This window comes from Flavobacterium mesophilum (genome assembly GCF_039581405.1).
In the GTDB taxonomy this organism is placed as follows: Bacteria; Bacteroidota; Bacteroidia; order Flavobacteriales; family Flavobacteriaceae; genus Flavobacterium.
Map to the genome: position 1 here is coordinate 1 of NZ_JBCPXZ010000001.1, position 21,839 is coordinate 21,839.

Here is a 21,839-nt window from a genome sequence, read left to right on the forward strand (position 1 = left end):
TTAGGTGGTCATTTTGAAATGGAATCAGGTGCTCACTTTAAAACGGAATGGGGTGATCAATATAACCGGAATTTGCAATTTATACCTATCCGCACGAATTTGTTGAGGAAGACCCCATTCCGTGGGAACACTTCAACCGATGCGAGCGAATACTATACGAATATCTGTACAATACATATGCGGATGCGGAATTTCAAAGACGGCAGCAGGAAAAGAAAAAAGAATCTGAAAATCCAGACAGGCATGACATTCTCCTTACAATCGAGCAGACCGCGGAAGAAAAAACTGCAAAGTATGCGGCCGAACACAATGAACGTGAATCGATTGTTAAAGCAAAAATGCTGGAGCTTGTACCGGAACTAAGCAAATTGACAGATGATTATCTGCAAAATTTAAAACTTACTTTTGTGGATTTATAAATTGAACGTCTTTTTGGATACGCTAGCCTAGAATTTTAATCAGTTAAATACGATATGATAAAATCTCAATTGTTTTTTTGAGATTCAAGAATCGACATTGTTTTCTCATCAAATGATCCCTGATAATATTTATCGAGTACTTCTTGGAATACAGGATTTGTATCATGGATCTGGCTAAATAATGTCATGCAGGATTTGAGTTTTCTCTCATCAGGCTTGCCGAAAATTTCCATTGCAGTATAACCGTTGTGGCATAGCAGTGCTTCCGAAATCTCTATCAGACGTTTTCCCAGTATGGGGTTGCCAAGATACTCTTTGGCTTCATCAAGATCCTTTAGCCCATAATATAAATTATAGTCAGTAAAACCCAGACCTCTAATCTGAGGAAATATAAACCACATCCAATGGCTTTCTTTCTTTGCATTTTTAATCTCTTTTAAAGCCTGCTGGTAGACTTTATTCTGCGCCACTAAATATCTTTCCAAGCTGTCATCAAGATTCATAACAGTTGCATTTAAAGTTTGACATTGAGTGTAGACATTATAAATTTCTTTTTTTAGTATTCTGGTACAGCAATTCAATTGTAACTTCTTTTTTATCAGATCCTTCTTCAGTAAAAATTGTAGTCCATCTAGGTTCAAAATTTTTAACAAGATAATGGAAAGAACTCAAAATTACATCTGCGGGACATTCCATATCTATTCCTAAATTTTTTCTATAAGCGATAATTCTATAAAATACTCCGTTTTCCAAAAGTTCATCCAGACCATCAGCTGTATTGTCAGGTGCTGCCCCAATACAGAAAATTTCTGTTTTGTCATTGCAAAGCAATTCAAGCAAATCAGCACGAATCGTCCAAAACAAGCATTCGTCCATCAAATCATAAGGTACCTCCAAATTCTGGCCCCTAATTGTAATTGCTAAATCTTTAAAATGCGTCTTCATAACTGACAAACATTAGATTTCTGAACTCAAGACATTACTATTGTAGTTTTAAGATACATTAATGGAATCAGTCAAGGATGCCTTTTCCAAATGCTTTCTCGATTTGGAATAGATAGCTTTCCAATATCGGGGTTGACAGAAAAAATCGGCTTACAGCCGCAGCTTTCGTATCCAATCTCTGATTGTCAAATGATTTTTCCAGCAAGGCAGTATAATCCTTGAGCTGACTCTCATCCAACAATTTTCGCAGATTTCTTTCCGTATTGACGTATGATTTGAGCATTGGAAAATCATTATTATTGTCCAATTCGTAACTCTCAACACCAGCTTTTACTTCAAGGAACTCCTTTTTAAATAAGTTTAATACTACTGGAATATTATGCTCATAAAATATATTCGGAATCAGCCCTGCCTTGTAATTTGCATAATGGTCCTTCGATGATGCTTGATTTTGCAGATACTTTTCGAAAGTCTGTATCCGGTATATATAGTCAACCTCAAAAAAATTAGAATCCTGATAATCAATATTCATCTCTTAAAACTTTTATTACTTATAAAAATAAACTTTTTTTTGATTGAAATAATGATAAGATTGACTTGATTAAATTTAATCAATATTCCTCCTAAATTTTTTATGGTATTTTAAGCCAGTTTTTACTAATTTCAAATATTTGATCAAAATTATCTCCTTCATTACTAATTATCTGACCGCCTTCTACATAATTATAGTTCATCATAAAATCATCAAAATTAAGTTTATTTACAGCAAAAGGATTTTGATACAAAAAATATTTGGCATTTGGAATATTTGACGGAAATACTCCTGTCACTAATACAGCGCTAACATTTGTTAATTGCGGCCTTCCAGAATTATAAAAAACCCCATCTTTATCTCTAGACATTCTTGCATTCAAATTGTCAGGATTTTGTAAAAAAGTATATTGAAGTGTGCCCCAAATTACATTTTCAATATCAAATTGACCTGAGGATTTTGAGCTTATATTATTTATGCAGATCAAATATGGGGCATCAAATTTACCATAACGTTTCGCTTTTTTCAAAATTGACTGACGCAGAGAATCTTGACTTCCACCACTAAAAAATTCAAAAGGAAACATTCCTATCGGAGTAGTGCTTACTTTTTCTCTTTTAGATTCCATCATTGGCATGGGCTGTAAAACAATCTCAAAATCTTTATTTTTAAATTCTATACGTGGACATCCATCAAGTCCGAACTCATTCATATTTAAAGTAATTTGATTTGGATCAAGTTTTTGAACCTCAGATTCTATTAGTTCAATTAGTTCTTTAACCCTAGGCTGATTTGAAGTAATGAAATTTAATCTTTCAATTCGCAGTAAAAAACCTTTTATACGCACTTTATTCAACTGGTCATAAAATTGATTCTGTCGCCTTTCAAAACCCATCTCTTCTTCTGTTTTATCGTAGCTGACCTTTGCTTCAACATAGATTTGATGATCATTCTTGAAGAGTAAAAAATCAGGCCTCTTTTTGGAATTCTCTAGTTGCGGATGGATAACAACTTCATATCCCTGCTTTCGGAAAAGTTCAAATAAAAACAGCTCGAAAAAAGCGGCATCAAAATCTTTTCTAAAACGAGATTTTAGCTCTTCTTTTTCTGATTTTGGATACTTTGAAAACCAATCTTCTAAAGTTTCACGTATTATTTTAATATCACTTCTATCGCTTTTGTGGTAATAGTTAAAAGAATCTTCATTGTTACCAGCTGATCCTTTAATAATTTCGAGTGTCTCTTCAAAAAGTTTAGTCATCGTAATTTTTTTTTATAAACCGATTAATTTAATTCCTCATTAAAATATTCAATTTCAATAATGATTCCATAAAATTCATAATACATTTCCTCCAATTAAGTTAGTATGCAAAAAAACAAAATAATCTAATTTGTATATCTGCAATTGAAACATAATCAGAGTTTATCCAAAGCACTATTAGCCGAATACCTAAGATGATCTAATCTCATCATATTGTCAAAAATTTTTAAAGAAACCTGAATTTCTTTTTTATTACTCTTGAAATTATTATTTAAGCTGCTATAAATTGATAAAATTAATTGAACAGGTTCAGAATCATACTGCCCCCTATTTTTAAAATTTGGACCTTTTTTAAAACTCATTACTCTAACTAACTCCAGACATTCAACTGGAAAATCTTTTGAACATTGCATTAAGTACTTCAAAAAATATCTCGGCTCAGATCTAAAGACCTCAGATCTAGCATATTTTTTCATAAATGGAAAAAACATTTTAAAATTTGCTACCGTAAATTTCCTTAAAACAAAACCCGAATATACATTGGCGAAATCCTTATTACAATTTAAAAATTGAAAAAATATATCCATACATTTTGCATCCATTTCCCCATCTTTTATAATATTAGCTTCTGCAGTTCTTAATAGCTCTAAATTTGCGGTAACACTCTTAGAAACAAAGCTATTATAAAAAATTTTCTCTTTATCTAGTCCTGAAATCCAATTTAACGCAATGAGAACACCTCCGTTCTTATGTAATTCTTCATTTTCAATGATTTTTCTAAATAAAGGTTTCATTTCTTCATAATAGGCATTTCGAAAATATGCGGCAGACTTGAAAGAATTTTTAATAAGCTCAAAATTATCCGTATCTGTAATTCTTAGAAATATTCTAAATGACCTTTCCAAATCAAAATTATTCAGATAAGCAAGATTATAAAGTATTCCAGCTTTCACAGCATCATCTTTATCTTCTGCTATTTGCTCTAAAACTCTAAATATATCTTCTTGAAACATATAATTATAGCTGCACTTTATAATTCGATGTGCCGCTGCTCCTCTCATAGTGTTAAGACTTTCAGTTAACGGATCTTTTGACCGCACAATCTTATCAGAATCAGAACTATTTAACAAGAGATTAGTTAAAAATGTAATTAATTCTTTATCAACAATTTTATGGTCTATAAAATAATCTATATTTCTTACTGCGCATAGTGAATTAAATGAATTTAGATGCCTTTTTGTATGTTCATGAAAAAGAGGCAGCACTAAAGAGGCATCAAACTTAGCTTTAATTAAACCGTTTATACCCGAAGCAAGATAATCTGGTGAAATACTGCTATCTTTTAGCAATTCAAACAGGAATGGATAAAACTTGTCCGGATCGGAACATACTGCATCTTCAAGTGCTCTTGCGTGCTCTGATTTCTCCCCTTTTGATGTTAGAGCATTTATTTCTCTTGTATATGTATCTCCATATTTGATTATTGTTTCTTTCCAATTTTTCATATCCATTTTAGCATATGCTTTAGCTGGCAATGGAGCCCCCACAGATGACCAGGTAACCCGTCTATTTCTAAAAGGCTTTATTTTGAAATCAGGAAATCTTCTTTGCAATTCCAAATAAGTTTTTTTTATAATGGGAATTCCATTTCTTTCCTCTTCTGGCAGAAGATCTAAAAATAAATACTTTTTCTTGCCGTAACAGCTCCCAAATTTATTTCGTGATTCTTTCCTAGGCAGAGAATATATTTCAGTAGGATCTTTTACAGACATAATTATCTCAACCAATTCTGCTTTTTCCTTATCATTATACATTGAAATGCATTTACCTATAAGTGTTCTCAAATAAAATTGAAATTTATCATCAGCAGTATTAAATCCATTTTTCACATATATAATTTTGATAAAATCTAATATTTCCGTTTTGTATAAACCTGGATATTCAATTAGTCCAAGTATTAAAATTTTCAGTATGCTTATAGAATTTGAATCCTTATAGGCATTAAAAAAAGAAATAAAAAATGATTTGCTTTTTGCATTTGACATAATATAGTCTGATAATTTTTTCTGTATAAAAAATTCTGCATTGTCACTATCTGAATCCTCTATATCTGAAGAAAACACATAACTATCATACAGAATGCTTCCTGCTTTTTCATACTTGTCCTCATACCTGTTCTCTTCAACTACGAGATTATAGATTTCAAAGAAGAACTTAAAAGCTTTATCTGGATAAATTTCATTAATCTTTTCAAAAAGTGTTGTCTGGTCATGGCTGAAATCAGCAAACATACCTCCTTCAATAAAATCGCGAAGTATTATTTTTTTGATTTTATTAAAAACAAAATCACAATCTAGAGTAATTATTTTTTCTAATGTATGATAAAACCAGAAAACATCCTTATTTTTATCAGTCTCGTTGGGCGCGAGATATATATCAAATAAAGGCAACAATTTTGGAGTGCTCCAAACATCAAGATCAAATAAAAAATTTTCCATAAAATTCGTCTTGCCATCAAAGTCATGAACTCTCGGTAAATAATTTAAAATTGTTTCAATATTCTCTTTTGAATTATTATCAAACAATCGCAGGTTTAGCGTAATCCTTTCGGATTTTTGCTTTTCAAAATTGTAATCGAAGAAGAAATCGTTTTTAATTATTTTCTTTTTAACAAGTTTTTCGTACACCACGTGATACCATTTCTTAGAATATTGAAAATAAATTAATGGAATGTCCTTTTCTATTAAAAAATTAAACCATCCTGATGATTTTACTTCAGTTATAAATAATTGAGTGTAACTAAAATCAGGAAGAACATATTTTGCTGCTACGTATTTTTCATCTTCAGTTGGTTTTTTCATAGCCGCTAGACTTGAAATCACAAGTGTTTTTAAATGAAATCTATAGTAAGAAGATCCTATTAGTTTTCTCAGAAGCCTGATATATTCTTTGTGATCATATTCTCGATAATACTCCACAACCATTTTTGTTACAGATCTTACATATAAACTTTGAGAGTTTTTTTTTATATAATTTTCAAGTGATTTTTTGCTTTCAACAAATTGTCTTGAAAATGTATAATCATAAAATGTCTGATGAAAAAATTGTAGTTCCTTATCACTTTCAACTATCAAGGTATTGCTCTTAAGATAATTGAGTTCTTTTTGCGAATTATCAAATAAATTCAAAGTAATGATTTGCTGTTGCTCATACATCTTATTTGATATTTTATACAATATATCCTTCAAGTTCAATTCTTTTTGGCTGCCTATAAGCTGGTCCCATAATACATCAAATAAATCTTTTAGGGATGTTAATGTATCACGGTCTTTTTTATCAGGAATTCTGCAGAAAATATCTAAATGGTTGGGAATTGATAAAAGTTCCAATAGCTTTTTGGATGCATTATGAATTTTATATTTAGCCAGTACCTCTTTGATGCTTTCCTCACTGATCAATTCTATTTTTAGTTTGGTATATTCAGTTTTTTTATACAGACTGATTTCAGCATCATAATTTAGATCAAACGAACGTGTTGAAACAATAATACGAACGTTATTAAAATAGGATAAATCAGCAATCAATCTATTGTAAGTCTGCAGATATTCTCTATTTGAAGATAAAGATTGCGATAATGCATCTAACTGATCTACTATAATAACCAATAATTTACCATTTTTATTATAAGTTCTGGCAATATCTTCAACATGGATATTTTGTTTTTGAAAAATTATTTCTTCAAGCTCCTGCCTGCTTGAAGCATAATATTTGTCGGCTTTTATGCCAAGGCTATCAATCTTTTCCTCATTTAATTTGGATAATAAGTCCTTTAAAATAACTGTTTTTCCATAACCTTTTTCTGCTTCAACAATAAAAACATTCTTCTCATTTACATGAAGGTCCCTTTTTATCCAATCATAAATTTGAACAGTCTCCTTACGGTCAATATGTGTTGTAGTATTATCACCAAAAAAATTGGATACATTTTCAAGATAAAATGAAGCTTTTTTAACTTCAAATTTAGCAAGCTCATAGGTCAGCTCATTGCCCTTTAAGATTATATCAATTTTTTCATCGATATTCTGAAGATATATGAGTTCTTCAACTTTAAAAACCTGATCATACAAATCATGTTTTTTAAACAAGTCGATCAGTGCTTCTCCATCCTTGAGAATAATGGAACCTTTTTTTAGATTATTTTGGACTAACTGATCGTTTACCCATTTACTCCACCACAAATTCTGTTTCAAATCTAATACGCCTGGAATACACAGTATCCATTCCTTAAATTTATATTCAGAAGATTCTACCGCCGTTTTAAATGATTTTGAAATCTGCTGATGTTGGGCAGTTCCAAATTCATTTAAGAAAAATTTACATTGTATCAGTATTATTGGCTCTATTCCAATATTTCCAATAAATATATCAATCCCGCCGTCTCCTCTGCGTACTTCAACACGTCTGACATCATTTTCGGGATAAATTGTTCGAAACAAAGTAGCGCAATCTGTTTCAAACGATGCCCTTGCACCTTCAATATTTGTATTTTTTATTACGTAATTCTGCCAGCTCATAGGGAAACTATATTTTTATTTTCTTGATTTAAAAGAATCTCTACCTTAAACTATGTAAAATAATGTCAATCATAGGTATAATCATATTTATAATTACTTTGAACAGACTATTACTATTTGTAATTAAATTTCAACAGCAAGCGTCCAATAATTATAAAAATACATGTTAAATTTTAATTCTTATTATTACGAATTTATGTAATATTACTATTAGAATTTTAAAATTTAAGTATGAAATTTTCTATGAAATTAATTTTAAGTTTTTCGGATGTATTTCCTGAGGAAAAACCTAAACTTCTTAGCGAATATTTAGAAGGAATCGACAGAAAAACATTGATGAAAATTGGATCTTTTTTTCTTGGATTCAATCACAGAGAATCGCAGTACGCTGATCCGATTACTTTTATGCAGATGTTTTTTTCCGATAGAAATATTGAAATATTTCAAAAAGCATCACAAAACATAGATTCTTTTTTAGCCGAAAAGGGAGAAACTTTAAAGAATGCTGAAATACCATACGTAGTAAGCAGCCTAAAGTTTTTTGAAACTGCTTTTAATAGCGATGGAGAAATTGCACTATCAAAGTCTGAGGAAGAAATTGAGCGAGATGTCTTTAAAGCTTATCTTTTATTAAATGAGCAGCTGACTAAAGTACGTGACAAAGCGATTGATCAAATCGATAGTCTGTTGCCTCCTCACAAAAAAGCAACTGGTCTATTACTTTTTCTTCAATTACATAATTTTGATCTGACAAATTATGATTTAGATAAGCTTTTCACAACCCAATTTTTAAGGGCATTAATGTTTTTTGATTTTCTACACACGCGAGAAGATTGCAAAATGCTCTTAGAAAAATTTTACAAATACTTTGATGTAGAAGATTATAAAGAATATTTGAAAAGAATACTTCCCCTTACTACAAGTGTTATAAAAAAAGATAAAGAAGCCCATACAGATATAGTACTAGATGACTCTGCTGATAACAACGACGTAGAATTTTTAAACAAACTTACCATTGACAATATAGAATTACTAGAGGATTTTGATTTCAAAAACATCAGATCAACTCCTCTTTATCGAGTAAGCGGTAGAACTTTTAGGATGATAAGTCCATTGTTTGCTATGGAACTTGTATACAATGGTCTATACTGGAAATTCAAAGAGATAAATGATAAATTGCCGAAAGCCGCCAGGCCAAAGGATCTTTATGGATTGAAAACATTTGAGTTCTCGGAAAAATATGTCTTAAATACAATATTAAAGGAAATCTTTGGAGAAAGATATATACAAAAAACTGGTGATGAATTAGATAAAAATTATGATGGAGCTCCCGATTACTATGTCAGAAACGGAAATTTAATGTTACTGTTTGAATCTAAAGATATCATGCTGAATTCGAAGGTTAAGGAATCAATGGATTTTTTGGAAATACAGCAGGCTATAAGTGAAAAACTTTATAAAAAAGAAGATGGCACTCCCAAAGCTGTAGTGCAGCTAATAAAAAATATTAGAAAAGCACTTACAATGCAACTAGGGTTTGAAAAAGATTACTCTCCTGAGAAACTGATTATCCATCCCGTAATAACATTACATTATAGGATGTTTAACACCGTAGGACTTAATAAATTCATAAATTTCTGGTTTCAAGAAGAACTTCAAATTTTAAAAAATGAAGGCTTAAAGATATCCAATGTAAAGCCACTTGTTATGATAGATATAGATACATTAATTTTCAATAAGGATGTATTCGCCGACAGAATTATTGAATTTGAAGATTGCCTGGCTGATTACCAAACTGATTATGTCGGCTATAATGGGCAGGGCAGGATTTTCACAACGCAGCAGTCTTACAATCAAGCGCTACAAAATAGTTTTTTGCCTTTTAGTGCCTACTTAGATGATAAAATCGATAAAATGGGATATCGAAAAATACCTCGCGATATTGAAAATAGAGGATTTAAAATTTTTGAATAATGTCTTTTTCCAAAATTTTTAAATAAGCTGCCTTCTAAACTCTAAATGATCATTTTATCCGGTTACTATCATTATAGCGTTAACCTAATTCTGAAACCAATAAGAATAAGAAATTCAAAATATTAAAATACGAAACCTATGAGCGAAAATTTTATTTTTAATTTTATTCAATGTATAAGTGTAGTTGTTGCTTCCGTAACTGCAATATACGGAATAACTTCTTGGCGAAGAGAAACTAAATGGAAACGAAAGTATGAATTAGCAGAAGAAGTGCTTTCTTTATTTTATGAGTGTAAGGAAAAAATAGCCGTAATCAGGCATCCTGCAAGCTACGTAGGTGAAGGCAAAACTAGAAAAAGAAGGGAAAATGAAAAACCCGAAGAAAGCGAAATTTTAGATAATGCTTACGTTTTCTTTGAACGATATGAAAAAGAGAAAGAACCTTTTCTAAAGCTAGCTTCATTAAAATTTCGCTTCATTGCCATTTTTGGAAAAGAGGCTACTTTGCCGTTTGACGAAATTGCAAAAATCTTGAGTGATATTTTTTTTGCTGCCAATAGATTGGGCAATCGTTATTGGAAGGATCAGGGAAGAAAAAATTTTTCTGAGGAGCAATTCGACAGACATCTTCAAGAGATGGAAAAATATGAAGATATTGTATGGAATTCATTTGAAAATGACAAAATTGAATTAAAGATAGATAATTGCATTGCGAAAATTGAAAAATATTGCTTGTCAATTATACAGAAATGAGAGTAACTAACCCAGCTTAAGCTTTTTTATTTTATTAGAAGATTTGGGAGAATAGAAAATAAACATGTTGAACTATGAATTATATGGCAGAAATTGAGGATAATATCTTCGGATCGCAATTAAGGCAATTATTATATAAATTAAAATCCGATTTTCCCGATTCAGCTGAAATTGATGTCTTTATCCAGCTCTGCAGCAAAAACAGCAATTTACTTAATCAAGGGGTGGTTTCGAATCAATTCCTCGATGATCCAGCTCCTTTATTTGAAATAAAAAATAAAGAAATTACAGCCAGATGGAGAGAATACCTATCAAATAAATCCCCAAAGAATAAGAAAGAGCATTTTCCAGAAGCTGTATTTTCATATCTGAAGATATTTAATTTTAATAATGACTATTATTATTTAGTACATTCCCTTAAACTTATCAGATCGGCAAAAGCACTCTTTAAGATAGATTTTCTTGAGGATGTTTATAAATTATCTAAGAATTCGGCTCTGAATATGCATATAAGTGACCCTTCCTTATCTAAGGACATATTAGCTGAATTATTTTCAATAAATCCGTCTAGTACCAAGCATGATTTCCATGATCTTATAAATCACTGGATTACATATCTGCAAAACATGAATGACTATCAAGGGGCACAAATTTATATTTCCCTTTTAAAAGAAACAAAATTAATTTCGATAAATGAATCAAGAATTAAATTTGCAGAAAATTACGAAAAAAAAGGAGATTTTCATAAGTCTGATATTCAGCCCAACACATATTACCCAACTATATTGTCACATTACAAAGATGCTTCGAGAGAATTAAAAAGCATCAATGGACAGGATGACATAAAATCTAGAATTTACCGTAAAATATTAGCCGAACAGGATGAACATGCAAAAATGCATCTCGCTGTTGCAAAGAATTACAGCACAGAAAATTCTAAAATTGAAAACTTCATAAAAGAACGTGTAAAGCACTGGTCCTCTTTAATTGCAACATATGATTTCGAATCTGGTCTCAGTAACCTTCTGTCATTTCCAATAGCTTTAATTGATAATACCAATCATGTCATAAATGAGAGCCAGAATTTATCCCAATTTTTTAGTTCCGCATATAAACAAAACGATAAAGGGCGTATTGTAGCGGAAACCTCCTTTGAATCTTATTTGCAAAATCTTGAACAGAGCTTTTTAAGAGAAGCAGTAATAGCCTATATCAGGGATACGAAACACAAAATGGACCTTGATAAGAAAATTGACAAAAATTATGTCTACATGATTCTCGAAGCTTTACCAGCCAATTTTGTACCTTTCGATAGAAAGCCATTATTTGTTACTGGAATTTTGGCAGGATTTAACAATGATTTTATAACTGCTGCACACTTATTGCTTCCACAGCTGGAAAACAGCCTAAAATATATTCTTGAAGAAAACAGCCTAATTTCATTTAAAATTGATGACGAAATTCAACATGATAATACCTTAGGAGGCATCTTAGAGATTTACATTAAAAAATTACCGCATCCAGTCTTTAAGGAACTTAAAGATTTCCTAACTGAAAACAGCAACGTCAATTTTAGAAACGATTTAAGTCATGGGCTTGCTTCTCCTTTTATCATTGAACATTATGGCATATATGTATGGTGGCTGATCTTGAAATTGATTAAAGATTATGACCAGATTTTTAAGTCTGTAGATTAATCTCAAACTTTACATAGAAATACTAAATCTTTTCTAAAACATCTAAGTCAATTATAAATAATTCCATTATCAATTATGAAATAAGAAATTTTATAAAATTATTTTTTACTTTTTACTTTATTTTGGATACCAAAAGTTAACTGCATTTCTTCAATTGTATCGATCTCGTCGTTTAAATCAGCCATGGTCAGAAGAAATACTACGGCAAGAAGGTTTACGCAAAAGAGATCTCGGTAATCAATTGGAAGCATAGTTCTATTATGAAGATATTTATCTCTAGTTTCATATATTTTATTCACGGATCTTATACTTTGTGCCTGATTTTCCAATGGGAGTAGAGATATAATGTTTTTCATATAGGTCTGGCCTTTACTGCTGGAGTTATTCACTGGTATTAATACGTTTTCAAAATATGAAATCAGCTTTATGATCTTGCTGTATAAATCTTTTGTTGAATTTATTTCCCCAAGAAGATTTATTTGTGATTCAGTCCTATAATAAAGCTCTGTATTCTTTTTATGGAGAAGGAAACTATTTAAAGTGCAAAGTCCTCCTTCAGCAAGAATCCGCATTCGATTCTTGTCAATTGTAACTGGTGTGGGATTCTTAAGGCTCTGCATATAATGACAATAATCATCAACTGAATCGGCAACAGAAAAGTACTCGCACATCCTGTTGCTGTTTGCGAGAAAATCAACATGGAACAATTCAGCATCTGGTTGTAAAGCTTCTTCAATCAGTAAACTTTTAATAGCATTTACAGAGAGTTCCACTTCCTTTTTGATTAATGCCTCAGCTTTCCTTTTAACTGCCCGCATAGTGGAACAGATCAATACCTTATCAATAAAGGAATTATGCAATTGTGAAATTTTGCCTTTTTCTTCATTTGTTTTATTAATACTCTTCTTTACTATCTCTTTTGATATTGTCTCAAAATATTCTTCTTTCTTAGATGTAAAAGTACTGGCACCTATTTTAAACTCTTCTTCGATAATTAGATCTTGTACGATGAAAAAGAAGGTATAGTTTTTTAATTCTTTTTCAGTTTCATTATGAACATATGTGTAAAGATCGAAGTCAGCTTTGGACTTCTCATAAAGAATTATAATCCAATCAAATATTTTTCTGGATACAAATTCAAAATCAACAAAACTGTTGAAATAATCTACCTCCAAAAATTTAACTGCCAGATCTATAAGTTCTGGATAGGTATTTACATTATAGCCAATTTTTTTTCCATTAATATTGCACGCAATATTAATTGCATTTCCCAATAAATCCTGTTCTGAATATATTGGTCTGTCATTTTCTTTTAGCTTAAATGTCCCTATGCATTTTTCGCCGATCAATCTAGATTTCGATTCAAAGTCAACTACAGGATATTTAGTAGGTAGATCTTCTATTGAAAGCTTTTCAAATAATCTGAAAGCCTCGTTGTTTATAAATGTTTCTAAACTGTGAGTCATAACCTTTTTAAATTAACTATTATAATTTTAACTCTATTATTTGATTAAAAAAAATATCTCAATTATTTAATTCATATATCATGACTATTTTACAGATCTTACAGACTCCAACTGATTGAATTAATTGATTGATTAAAAGTTAAGTATAAACTCAGAAAAGGCTTCTTAAATTGAACCTTATAATTGATAGCATCATATATTGACCTTAAATTTACTACTTTAATATACCTAATTCCGTTAGAATGTCTCTTTTCATTCTGCTGAGCGGTCTTCTGTCGAAAAGATCTTCATTATTATAGGTTCCAAAAGCAAGACGGTAAATCTCATCTTCAGAAATCGCAAGCCCATTGTACTGCCCAGCAAGAATCGAAAGGTAGCTTTCCGAGTAGGCAGTTTTAATCTTTGTAAGATCTATAATCTCATCCTCGTGCATTTCATAAATGTCCTTTAATTTAAATGCCTCAATGCTTCTATGGGACTTAGTCCCTGGAACTGATTTAATTTCAAATCCATAAGTACCATACGTCCTGTTATAATATGAAAATTTGAATTCTGGCTTATCAAGATAAGGATGAAGATGTGTCCTTATCTTCATTTCACAGCTTCCCTTGATTGTGCTGTTGCAGGTGTTGCAGCTGGGAATTAGGTTAAAAAAAGAGATCGCCAGAAGCGGATACCTGCTTTTGGCAAACCAATGGTCAAACTCAGGCCTTGTAATCTTATGAGGCTTAACAACGGTTTTGGTATAAAGCCTGTTGCAGTAGGTACAAGTGCAAATATCCAGTTTATGTGCCAGATCATATGCGCTGTAGCCTGCAACATCTTTTGAGCAGAATTTTTTGTAATCAAATATCCGGCTCAGCTGATCATATACTTTTTTGTATTTGACGATTACAGCTTGCTCTGCAAGAGTCCTTGGTATCGTAGATTTTCTTTTCAGCCTCGGATAGGTCAGCCACTCTGCATAGCTGTAGCCAGGCACCGTCTTGCTAAAAAAAACAAACTGCAGGGTTAGCAGCTTATCAGGTTTGCCCTTTAAAATCACTTCCAAATTTCGCTTATTAAAAAATGCCGTTAAAACAGGATCTGCTTCAGCAGTAATTCTGTTTTTCACTACTTCAATCAGTCCATCATAATGAAGCTCTTTTGCTTGGGTTATTTTCAGGCTCGTGGCATCAATATAAATCATAATTCCCCTAATTTTTTATTTAACAGCTCCATCTCACGCTGGATCAGCTCCCTTTGGACATTTTTCTGATCTGTAAGCCCGTCAAGCATCTGGGCTAGTTTTATGCGTATCACTGGTTCATCAATTATCTTTATAATGCTTTCATGATAACGAAATTTATTTTCGTCGACCGTATATCCTGGCATCGGATTGTCTTTTTTTATTCTCTCTTCGTTGAGCCATTGAATAGTATCTTCAATTCTTTTCTTTGCAAAATCGCCTATCAACCCATCTTCGACAAAAAATGAATGTGCCAAGAGATCCGTAATATTAGCACCGAAAGATTTCATGCTATGGGAACTGCTTTGCAGCACATCGGTATGGTACTTCACATTTTTACTGAGATACACTACATTACTGTTTGGAAAATCCGACAGCGTTAAAGCATCATGAGTTGCAATTATAATCTGCAGGTTTGGGTATCTCTTATGTGACTTTTTCTTGGTTTTGGTCACAGGATCAAATACCATTGGGGTCAAACCTGAGAAGATCGCCGGCATGGTACTGCTAAGCGCGTGAATAAACTTCCTCTTCCATATAGGATGATAGCCCAAATCAGCCTCATCCAAAATCAGAAGGAAATTCTCCGCCTCCCTGTAATGGCTGTTTGTTCGCGTAAAATCATAAAAAGTTGAATACAAATTCAATATTGATTTCTCGCCGTACGACAGATGGACATTGCAGTCGATATCAATAATATCTTTAATTGTCATCGGAAGATGGGAAAAATACTCCTGCACCTTTGAATAAATATTAAAAAGAACTTCGAGCAGCTCTTCAATATCTTTCCTGTCGACATCTATTTTAATAATGGCCTGATCATCGTCTTCGGCTATATAATCAGAAAGCTGTACAAAAATTTGATACAGTCTTTTAATATTCAAAAGTCCATTGATATTGTGATGGATATTCCTTTCCAGCATATTATCGGATTCAACGTCTCCATAAGTTTTCGCGTACATTGTATAATGGCTCATCACAATTGAAATGAGCTCATCAGCATTATCAAGTCTTATTTGATCCTCATACTGATCAAAAAAACGCTTGTCAAACTGTACTATGTATTTGGCTAGAAAACGATCTAAAAGTTCATCGAAGCTGGTGCTCGTTATTATTTTTTCAAAATCATAAGATCCTGTGAATCTGGTTATCGGAAAGGTATCGTTTATAATCAGAAAGGATATGATGTTGATTTCAATATTTTTTAAAAAATCTCTCCCATCGTGCAAAAGATGCCCAGTCAGTTCTGAATTATTTTGATACTGGGGCATCTCCCAGACTTCTTTAAGAGCATCGGTTATATTGGAACTCTTTATAATATTTAAATACTCTCTCAAAAGATGCTCCGGATTTCTATAGTCCCCTACCCGAAGATCTCTTTCAATGGTATGAGTGAGCGTTTCTGTCTTCTGGGGATTGCCTAGGTTAGTGTCAATATAAACTTTGCGGAAATCACGTTTGTGCAGAATCTTGGGTACTATATAAAGAGTATCATAGCTCGGAAAATCAGGATAGATTTCTTTTACGGTTTTACTCACCTCTGCATGCAGGAAAACGACATCTTTACGGACATTATCCATAAACAGTTCGTCAATTTTGCGCTCCGGGCTGCTGGAATTCAGACGGAGTGGGGTGCCGAATGTATCAATTACCGGATCAAATACGGGAGAATAATAAAGTTTGGTCAGCTTCTGGGTATCAAAATTAGTATACACCAGTCCCAACGGAAATTCAAGTGTGAATTCTGAGCCCTTCCCATGTTTAACATCTCCAACACCTCTTCCCGACCTATTATCGACAGCAAAAGTGCCGTCAGCACTCTCGTAAATGAAAACCGCTCTGGTGTTTTCCTGAAATCCGGTATTGATTACCTTTAGAATGTTTGTTTTCCCAGCGCCATTGGCCCCTACAAGCGCTGAAATAAGGGATATGCCTTCACCGAAGAACCCTTCTACAAAACCTTGATTCTTTTTTATGGAAACTCTCAAAACATTTTCCATAGACAAATTAAACTCAAATTGATGCGCTCCCCCAAAATTAATGGTTTGCGGCCGATCAAATAAAAAGTGTTCGTGAATATAAACTGCTGCAAGCTTCATAAAAGTAACTTTTTAAAGGTAAATATAGGAATTTCATTATAGATGGTTTAAGTAAATTTTCAATTCCAAACGGGTTAAAAGGGCAGCCAAGATAGTGCCCGCCGTATGCTGCATGCGCATAATGGCGTCGCTTTCGCTTGCCACCCTTCGGGACTTATAGCACTCCGCATCCTCATAACCGGTCACTTGATTCTTGCTTTCTTTTTTCCCGTTTTTTCTTTTGAAAACAATTTTTGGGAGTGCAGGGAGAAAGAAATTTTAAATAACAGTAACGCTAAAATTTAAAATCATGGAAATCACAGGACGTATTACAAAAGATGCACTAGCCCATAAAGTGGGAAATGAAAAACAGGTCGTTAACTTCTCCATTGCCATCAATGACAGCTACAAACCAAAAGGAAGCACCGAGTACAAACACATTACAACTTTTGTCGACTGCTCCTATTGGCTGAATGCAAAACTAGCCGAGTGGCTAAAAAAAGGCGCGCTTGTTCAGCTCTTCGGACGTGTGGGGATTAGTACCTACATCGGTCACGACGGCTCGGCTATGGGGTCTTTGACCTTTCACATCAACAGCCTTAAAATTTTGGCTTTTGCCAAAAAAGAAGATGGGTCTGCGGGTGCGGTTACTGCACCTAAAAAACAAAACAAATCAGAAGAACCTGATGACCTCCCTTTTTAACGGAGGGTTCTAATTGTATTTATAAACGCCAAAAAATCACATTATGAAAGCCTTGGACAAAAACGAATATTCTGACTACGATGTAAGCCATGTATTCAACGAAATCATTTTAAGCCATTTGGACGGCTACAACGGAAAGAAAAAACAGCAGTTGAAGTCTTTCCTCGAAGACCTTCAGAAAGGGGGTTGTATCAGCGGTATGATAGGGGAATTTATCTATCACAACGACTGCAGAGCTTTTTACATCAAACACCTTGAAGATCTGGAAGGAATTAAGGATGATTTGGAAGAAGCATTCGGAGAGCCTGTAGCAAACCGCTACAAACTGCCCCATTACACTTTTTTATGCTGGCTCTGCTTTGAGGAGTACTGCTACGGCATTTACAGAGATGTCTTTGAACAATAGCTGTTAATAAAACTTTTTCCATCATGAAACCATCTGACGACTTTAAAACCGCTATAGAGAATTATCTGAATACTACTGCACAGAACGATGCTGTTTTTGCCCGAAGCCTTGTAAAAGAAACCAAAAACATCGAGAGCTGTTGCAGTTACATTTTCGGTGAGGTCAAAAAAACAGGATTGTGCGCCTTTGACAATCAGGAAATCTTTGACATGGCACTCAAATATTACAACGATGACACTATTGGTGCGCCTGTTCCAATCAACTGTAAAGTGGTCGTAAATCAGCCTGTAAAGGCTGATTTATTCAACTCTGCTCCTGCAATGACTACTCAGGTCACAAGACCCGAAACAGTAGTCGTGCAGACAGCGAAACCCGTACAGCAAACCTTAACACTTTTTGACTTATGAAACCGCATACCGCCATAGAAAAACAGATAGTCGCATTAAGCGAATCCCTTGCGCCCATTACACCCGAAATACACTCATGGGCAGAAAAGACCATTTTTCTGAAATGGGGTGTTTTATCACGTGGAAAGTTCCACTGTCTGGACTGCGGAAACGCTTGGAAACCCGAATCCGAGAAGCAGTCAGCGAAATTTACCGCCTGTTCTGCCTGTAAAGGAAAACTTAAAATGCACGGTTGCAATCAGGTGCATTTCAAGGAAATAGAATACAGTGCAGTAGTAACTTGTCTTTCGGATTTTCAAATTGTCCGCATCATCTGCTCCACCAAACAGATGAAGAAAAACTGTCTGCCCTCCTATTCCCATACCGAAGTGATGCAGCATTGGATAAACCCGAAAGGAGAAGTACGCACCGTATCACGCAGTACAAATGTTTTCTCCCACGCATACGATGCATGGCAGTACTATTCGCCCCTTAAAATCCGCCCAAAGGATTTTCAGAAATCTCCCAAGTACCGAATCAATCCCTACAGGGTTTATCCGCGCTTGAAAGTGCTTCCTGTAATAAAACGAAATGGTTTTAAAACAGCATTTTACGACATAGCACCTCAAATACTGCTTTCATCATTATTGAAAGATTCAATTGCTGAAACCCTGCTGAAAACTAGACAGATTTCATGGCTTCACTATTACCTTGAATCTCCCCATCAGCACGTCTTGCGCAACTGGCAGGCGGTAAAAATCTGTCTTAAAATGAATTATACAGTTTCCGATTTTGGAATTTGGGAGGATTATATCGAGCTTCTGCGTTGGTTCAAAAAAGACATTACTTCTGCCCTGATCGTCTGTCCTGCTGATTTGCATTTGGAGCATGACAAATTGGTCGGGAGAAAACGAACAGTACAGAGAAAAAAATACCATAAGAAAATGCGTCTTGAAATTCTAGAGGCGCAAAGTCTGTATGCTGAGCAAAAAAAGCATTTTTTTGGATTATGCTTTACACACGCAGGTATTACTATTTCAGTATTGGAGAATGTGGCTGATTTTATGACCGAAGGCGACAGCCTGAGACACTGCGTTTTTACCAATGAATATTTCAAAAAGAAAGATTCCCTCCTTTTTTCTGCCCGTATTGACAACAAGCCAATTGAAACAATAGAGGTTTCCCTTTCTAAAATGGAAATAGCACAGTGCCGTGGTTTGAAAAATCACAATTCAAAACATCATAAAGTCATTGTCCGTTTGATGAATAAAAACCTTTATCAGATTCGCTCAAGAATAAAAAAAGATAAAAGCGAAAAAGCATAAAAGCGGAAAAACCGAATAGAATTCGGTTTTTCCGCTTTACACATTTCAGATTCTTCCAAGAAGATGATTTTTGCAGATGGATGATAAAAAAAAAAGCAGTAAGCAGCTTTTAACTTCTAATAGTGTGCAGGTATATCATCACTGCCAAAATCTTGGCAAACATTTTATCTATAAAGCTGTAATAATAAATTCACTGCGCCTGTTTTGCTGGTGCTCAGCCTCGGTACAGGGCACACCATCAGCACATTTATTTGTAAGCTGGACTTCGCCATATCCCCTGCCGGTCAGTCTTGAGGCATCAATACCATTTTCAATCAGCCATTTTATAGTAGACTTTGCTCTTCTTTCCGACAAAACCTTATTGTATTTAAATGTGGCACGGCTGTCTGTATGGGAACGTATATCAAGTTTCATTGTTGGGTTACTGTTCAATACGACAAGTATTTTTTCCAAATCGATTGCCGCTTCAGCTCGAATATCAGACTTATCTAAATCAAAATAAATCATCTTTATTTTAAAACATTTTCCCAAATCATCACCAATTGTTACTTTACAGATAATTGGATCTAATGCAACTGGAAGGCTTGATTTTCCTGATAATTTTCCGATTGTTACGGCAACCTCTCTTGTGGAATACTTCTCTTTTTCAGCTCTCACCTGATAAGTTTTGCCGCATTCAACAGCAAAAGTATATAGCCCGCCTGCATCAGCAGCAGTTGTTTCTTTTAACATTTGATTTTCATAGAGCGAAACAGTTGCTCCTGGTAAAATAAGTCCCGTTTCAGAATCAGTTATAACCCCATTTAATTCCTGAATGCATCGCAGCGCCCTGTTTTCGGTAAATTTATAAATATCATCAGAACCCTGTCCGCCGTCTTTATTGGAGCTAAAATATCCTTTTCTGGAAACCGGGTCTATGATATAGGCAAAATCGTCTTGTGCCGAATTAATGTCGGCTCCCAGGTTCTCAATATCACTCACCGTTCCGTCACTTTCAAGTTTTCCTGCAAAGACATCCAGACCTCCAAGCCCCGGATGGCCGTCCGATGAAAAATAAATTTCTTTTTCATCGGTTACAAACGGAAATGTTTCTTTTCCTTCGGTGTTAATGCCCTTACCAAGATTGATCGGAGTTCCAAAACTTCCATTGCTGATACTCACCTGATACAGATCAGACTGGCCCAATGTCCCGGGCATATCCGATGCAAAATATAAGATTCTCTCATCGGGACTGAGCGCCGGATGCGCAGTGCTGTAATTGTCGCTTGTAAAAGGAAGCGGTGCAATATTGCCCCACTTTCCGTTTTCAAGTGTTGCCCTGTAGATTTTGATTAAAGTCGTTCTTTGCCCGTCTTTTCCTTTTTTCCCATGTGTATAATTGTTCCGTGTAAAATACACTGTTTTTCCGTCTTTTGTAAAAACGGGTGACGCTTCATGGAATTTGGTATTCAATGAGGTTTTCATTTTTCTGACCTTCACCGAATCAACATCTGCAACATAGAGGTTTGTAAAATATTGATCTGTCCATGCATGTTTTCGCTTTGAAAAATTACCCGTATCCCTGGCAGAAGCAAAATATATTTTATTATCATGTACAATGGTGCCGTAATCAGAATATTTGGAATTGATACCGGCATTCTCTATATCATAACGTCCGGTATTAGCCTTAATTTTGTCGAGATAGCCTCTATTGTCCTGATACAGTATTGCTCTGCTGTCATTTTTGTTCTTTGAGACAAATTCCTGCAGGACTGAATTTGATTTATCTGTTTGTCCCGTTGATTTTAGTGACTGTGCATATCGGTAATAATATTCCGATTCAACCTGGGTATTCATGGAAAATAACGCTCCATACCATTTTACGGCTCCTTGAAAGTCAGAGTTGAAGTAATAGGAATTGCCCAGTTTCTTAAACATATCCTCAGACTTATATCCTTTGCCGGCAACTATTTCGTAAGTCTTTATAGCATCAATATAGGCGTACTTTTCATATTTTTTATCGCCCGCAGCAACTTTTGAGTTTTGTGCATACAACTCACATTCAAACATACTTATAAGCAATAGGATAAATAATATATAATTTTTCATCGGT

The 21,839-nt window shown here is 33.9% G+C and carries 16 protein-coding genes; 7 read left to right on the forward strand and 9 right to left on the reverse strand.

The annotated features are described in order from the left end of the window. Positions 1 to 484 precede the first annotated feature (484 nt). From AAYQ19_RS00005 to AAYQ19_RS00025, 5 genes are all read right to left on the reverse strand, one after another. Positions 485 to 922 carry a DUF1810 domain-containing protein gene (locus AAYQ19_RS00005; RefSeq protein ID WP_343532534.1) on the reverse strand — a complete coding sequence of 146 codons (438 nt, stop codon included), beginning with the start codon at positions 920 to 922 and terminating at the stop codon, positions 485 to 487. Positions 923 to 959: 37 nt separating this feature from the next. Continuing rightward, entirely contained in the window at positions 960 to 1,364 is a 405-nt protein-coding gene (locus AAYQ19_RS00010) for a hypothetical protein (protein WP_343532536.1), read from the reverse strand. Between the two features lie 67 nt (positions 1,365 to 1,431). After that, positions 1,432 to 1,896, reverse strand: a complete 465-nt coding sequence (locus AAYQ19_RS00015; protein ID WP_343532538.1) for a hypothetical protein — start codon at positions 1,894 to 1,896, stop codon at positions 1,432 to 1,434. Between the two features lie 100 nt (positions 1,897 to 1,996). Beyond that, the gene (locus AAYQ19_RS00020) at positions 1,997 to 3,157 is read right to left on the reverse strand and encodes a hypothetical protein (RefSeq protein WP_343532540.1); all 1,161 of its coding nucleotides are present in this window, start codon (positions 3,155 to 3,157) and stop codon (positions 1,997 to 1,999) included. 155 nt (positions 3,158 to 3,312) lie between these two features. Further along, a complete protein-coding gene (locus tag AAYQ19_RS00025; RefSeq protein ID WP_343532542.1) occupies positions 3,313 to 7,731 on the reverse strand; it encodes an NACHT domain-containing protein in 4,419 nt (1,472 codons plus the stop codon). 231 nt (positions 7,732 to 7,962) lie between these two features. On the opposite strand from AAYQ19_RS00025, the gene AAYQ19_RS00030 reads away from it, so the two are divergent. From AAYQ19_RS00030 to AAYQ19_RS00040, 3 genes are all read left to right on the forward strand, one after another. Then, positions 7,963 to 9,705 (forward strand): hypothetical protein, encoded by a 1,743-nt coding sequence (locus AAYQ19_RS00030; RefSeq protein ID WP_343532544.1) that lies wholly within the window; start codon positions 7,963 to 7,965, stop codon positions 9,703 to 9,705. A gap of 138 nt (positions 9,706 to 9,843) precedes the next feature. Next, positions 9,844 to 10,458 (forward strand): hypothetical protein, encoded by a 615-nt coding sequence (locus AAYQ19_RS00035; RefSeq protein WP_343532546.1) that lies wholly within the window; start codon positions 9,844 to 9,846, stop codon positions 10,456 to 10,458. 83 nt (positions 10,459 to 10,541) lie between these two features. After that, a complete protein-coding gene (locus AAYQ19_RS00040) occupies positions 10,542 to 12,155 on the forward strand; it encodes a DUF4209 domain-containing protein (RefSeq protein WP_343532548.1) in 1,614 nt (537 codons plus the stop codon). A 98-nt stretch (positions 12,156 to 12,253) separates the two neighbouring features. Here AAYQ19_RS00040 and AAYQ19_RS00045 read toward each other — a convergent pair whose 3' ends face one another. From AAYQ19_RS00045 to AAYQ19_RS00055, 3 genes are all read right to left on the reverse strand, one after another. After that, positions 12,254 to 13,621, reverse strand: coding sequence for a hypothetical protein (locus AAYQ19_RS00045; protein WP_343532550.1), 1,368 nt, complete (start codon positions 13,619 to 13,621; stop codon positions 12,254 to 12,256). Positions 13,622 to 13,835: 214 nt separating this feature from the next. Further along, positions 13,836 to 14,810, reverse strand: a complete 975-nt coding sequence (locus AAYQ19_RS00050) for a hypothetical protein (protein WP_343532552.1) — start codon at positions 14,808 to 14,810, stop codon at positions 13,836 to 13,838. Further along, positions 14,807 to 16,948, reverse strand: a complete 2,142-nt coding sequence (locus AAYQ19_RS00055) for an AAA family ATPase (protein WP_343532554.1) — start codon at positions 16,946 to 16,948, stop codon at positions 14,807 to 14,809. The genes AAYQ19_RS00050 and AAYQ19_RS00055 overlap by 4 nt, the downstream gene beginning before the upstream one ends. A 289-nt stretch (positions 16,949 to 17,237) precedes the next feature. Between AAYQ19_RS00055 and AAYQ19_RS00060 the strand changes: the two genes are divergently transcribed. Genes AAYQ19_RS00060 through AAYQ19_RS00075 form a run of 4 tightly spaced genes read left to right on the forward strand, consistent with a single transcriptional unit; the run spans position 17,238 to position 19,747 of the window. After that, positions 17,238 to 17,630, forward strand: coding sequence for a single-stranded DNA-binding protein (locus AAYQ19_RS00060; RefSeq protein WP_343532556.1), 393 nt, complete (start codon positions 17,238 to 17,240; stop codon positions 17,628 to 17,630). Positions 17,631 to 17,673: 43 nt separating this feature from the next. Then, a complete protein-coding gene (locus tag AAYQ19_RS00065; protein WP_343532558.1) occupies positions 17,674 to 18,036 on the forward strand; it encodes a DUF7222 domain-containing protein in 363 nt (120 codons plus the stop codon). A gap of 23 nt (positions 18,037 to 18,059) precedes the next feature. Next, positions 18,060 to 18,443, forward strand: a complete 384-nt coding sequence (locus AAYQ19_RS00070; protein WP_343532560.1) for a PcfK-like family protein — start codon at positions 18,060 to 18,062, stop codon at positions 18,441 to 18,443. After that, the gene (locus tag AAYQ19_RS00075; RefSeq protein WP_343532562.1) at positions 18,440 to 19,747 is read left to right on the forward strand and encodes a PcfJ domain-containing protein; all 1,308 of its coding nucleotides are present in this window, start codon (positions 18,440 to 18,442) and stop codon (positions 19,745 to 19,747) included. Before AAYQ19_RS00070 ends, AAYQ19_RS00075 begins: the two co-directional genes overlap by 4 nt. A 168-nt stretch (positions 19,748 to 19,915) precedes the next feature. Here AAYQ19_RS00075 and AAYQ19_RS00080 read toward each other — a convergent pair whose 3' ends face one another. Further along, positions 19,916 to 21,835, reverse strand: a complete 1,920-nt coding sequence (locus tag AAYQ19_RS00080; protein WP_343532564.1) for an OmpA family protein — start codon at positions 21,833 to 21,835, stop codon at positions 19,916 to 19,918. Positions 21,836 to 21,839 lie beyond the last annotated feature (4 nt).

Coding starts and splice junctions, on each gene's coding strand:
- AAYQ19_RS00075 (WP_343532562.1), top strand. CDS start 18,440: ATGAAACCGCATACCGCCATAGAAAAACAGATAGTCGCATTAAGCGAA.
- AAYQ19_RS00005 (WP_343532534.1), bottom strand. CDS start 922: ATGAATCTTGATGACAGCTTGGAAAGATATTTAGTGGCGCAGAATAAA.
- AAYQ19_RS00025 (WP_343532542.1), bottom strand. CDS start 7,731: ATGAGCTGGCAGAATTACGTAATAAAAAATACAAATATTGAAGGTGCA.
- AAYQ19_RS00010 (WP_343532536.1), bottom strand. CDS start 1,364: ATGAAGACGCATTTTAAAGATTTAGCAATTACAATTAGGGGCCAGAAT.
- AAYQ19_RS00040 (WP_343532548.1), top strand. CDS start 10,542: ATGGCAGAAATTGAGGATAATATCTTCGGATCGCAATTAAGGCAATTA.
- AAYQ19_RS00065 (WP_343532558.1), top strand. CDS start 17,674: ATGAAAGCCTTGGACAAAAACGAATATTCTGACTACGATGTAAGCCAT.
- AAYQ19_RS00060 (WP_343532556.1), top strand. CDS start 17,238: ATGGAAATCACAGGACGTATTACAAAAGATGCACTAGCCCATAAAGTG.
- AAYQ19_RS00035 (WP_343532546.1), top strand. CDS start 9,844: ATGAGCGAAAATTTTATTTTTAATTTTATTCAATGTATAAGTGTAGTT.
- AAYQ19_RS00015 (WP_343532538.1), bottom strand. CDS start 1,896: ATGAATATTGATTATCAGGATTCTAATTTTTTTGAGGTTGACTATATA.
- AAYQ19_RS00050 (WP_343532552.1), bottom strand. CDS start 14,810: ATGATTTATATTGATGCCACGAGCCTGAAAATAACCCAAGCAAAAGAG.
- AAYQ19_RS00045 (WP_343532550.1), bottom strand. CDS start 13,621: ATGACTCACAGTTTAGAAACATTTATAAACAACGAGGCTTTCAGATTA.
- AAYQ19_RS00055 (WP_343532554.1), bottom strand. CDS start 16,948: ATGAAGCTTGCAGCAGTTTATATTCACGAACACTTTTTATTTGATCGG.
- AAYQ19_RS00020 (WP_343532540.1), bottom strand. CDS start 3,157: ATGACTAAACTTTTTGAAGAGACACTCGAAATTATTAAAGGATCAGCT.
- AAYQ19_RS00080 (WP_343532564.1), bottom strand. CDS start 21,835: ATGAAAAATTATATATTATTTATCCTATTGCTTATAAGTATGTTTGAA.
- AAYQ19_RS00030 (WP_343532544.1), top strand. CDS start 7,963: ATGAAATTTTCTATGAAATTAATTTTAAGTTTTTCGGATGTATTTCCT.
- AAYQ19_RS00070 (WP_343532560.1), top strand. CDS start 18,060: ATGAAACCATCTGACGACTTTAAAACCGCTATAGAGAATTATCTGAAT.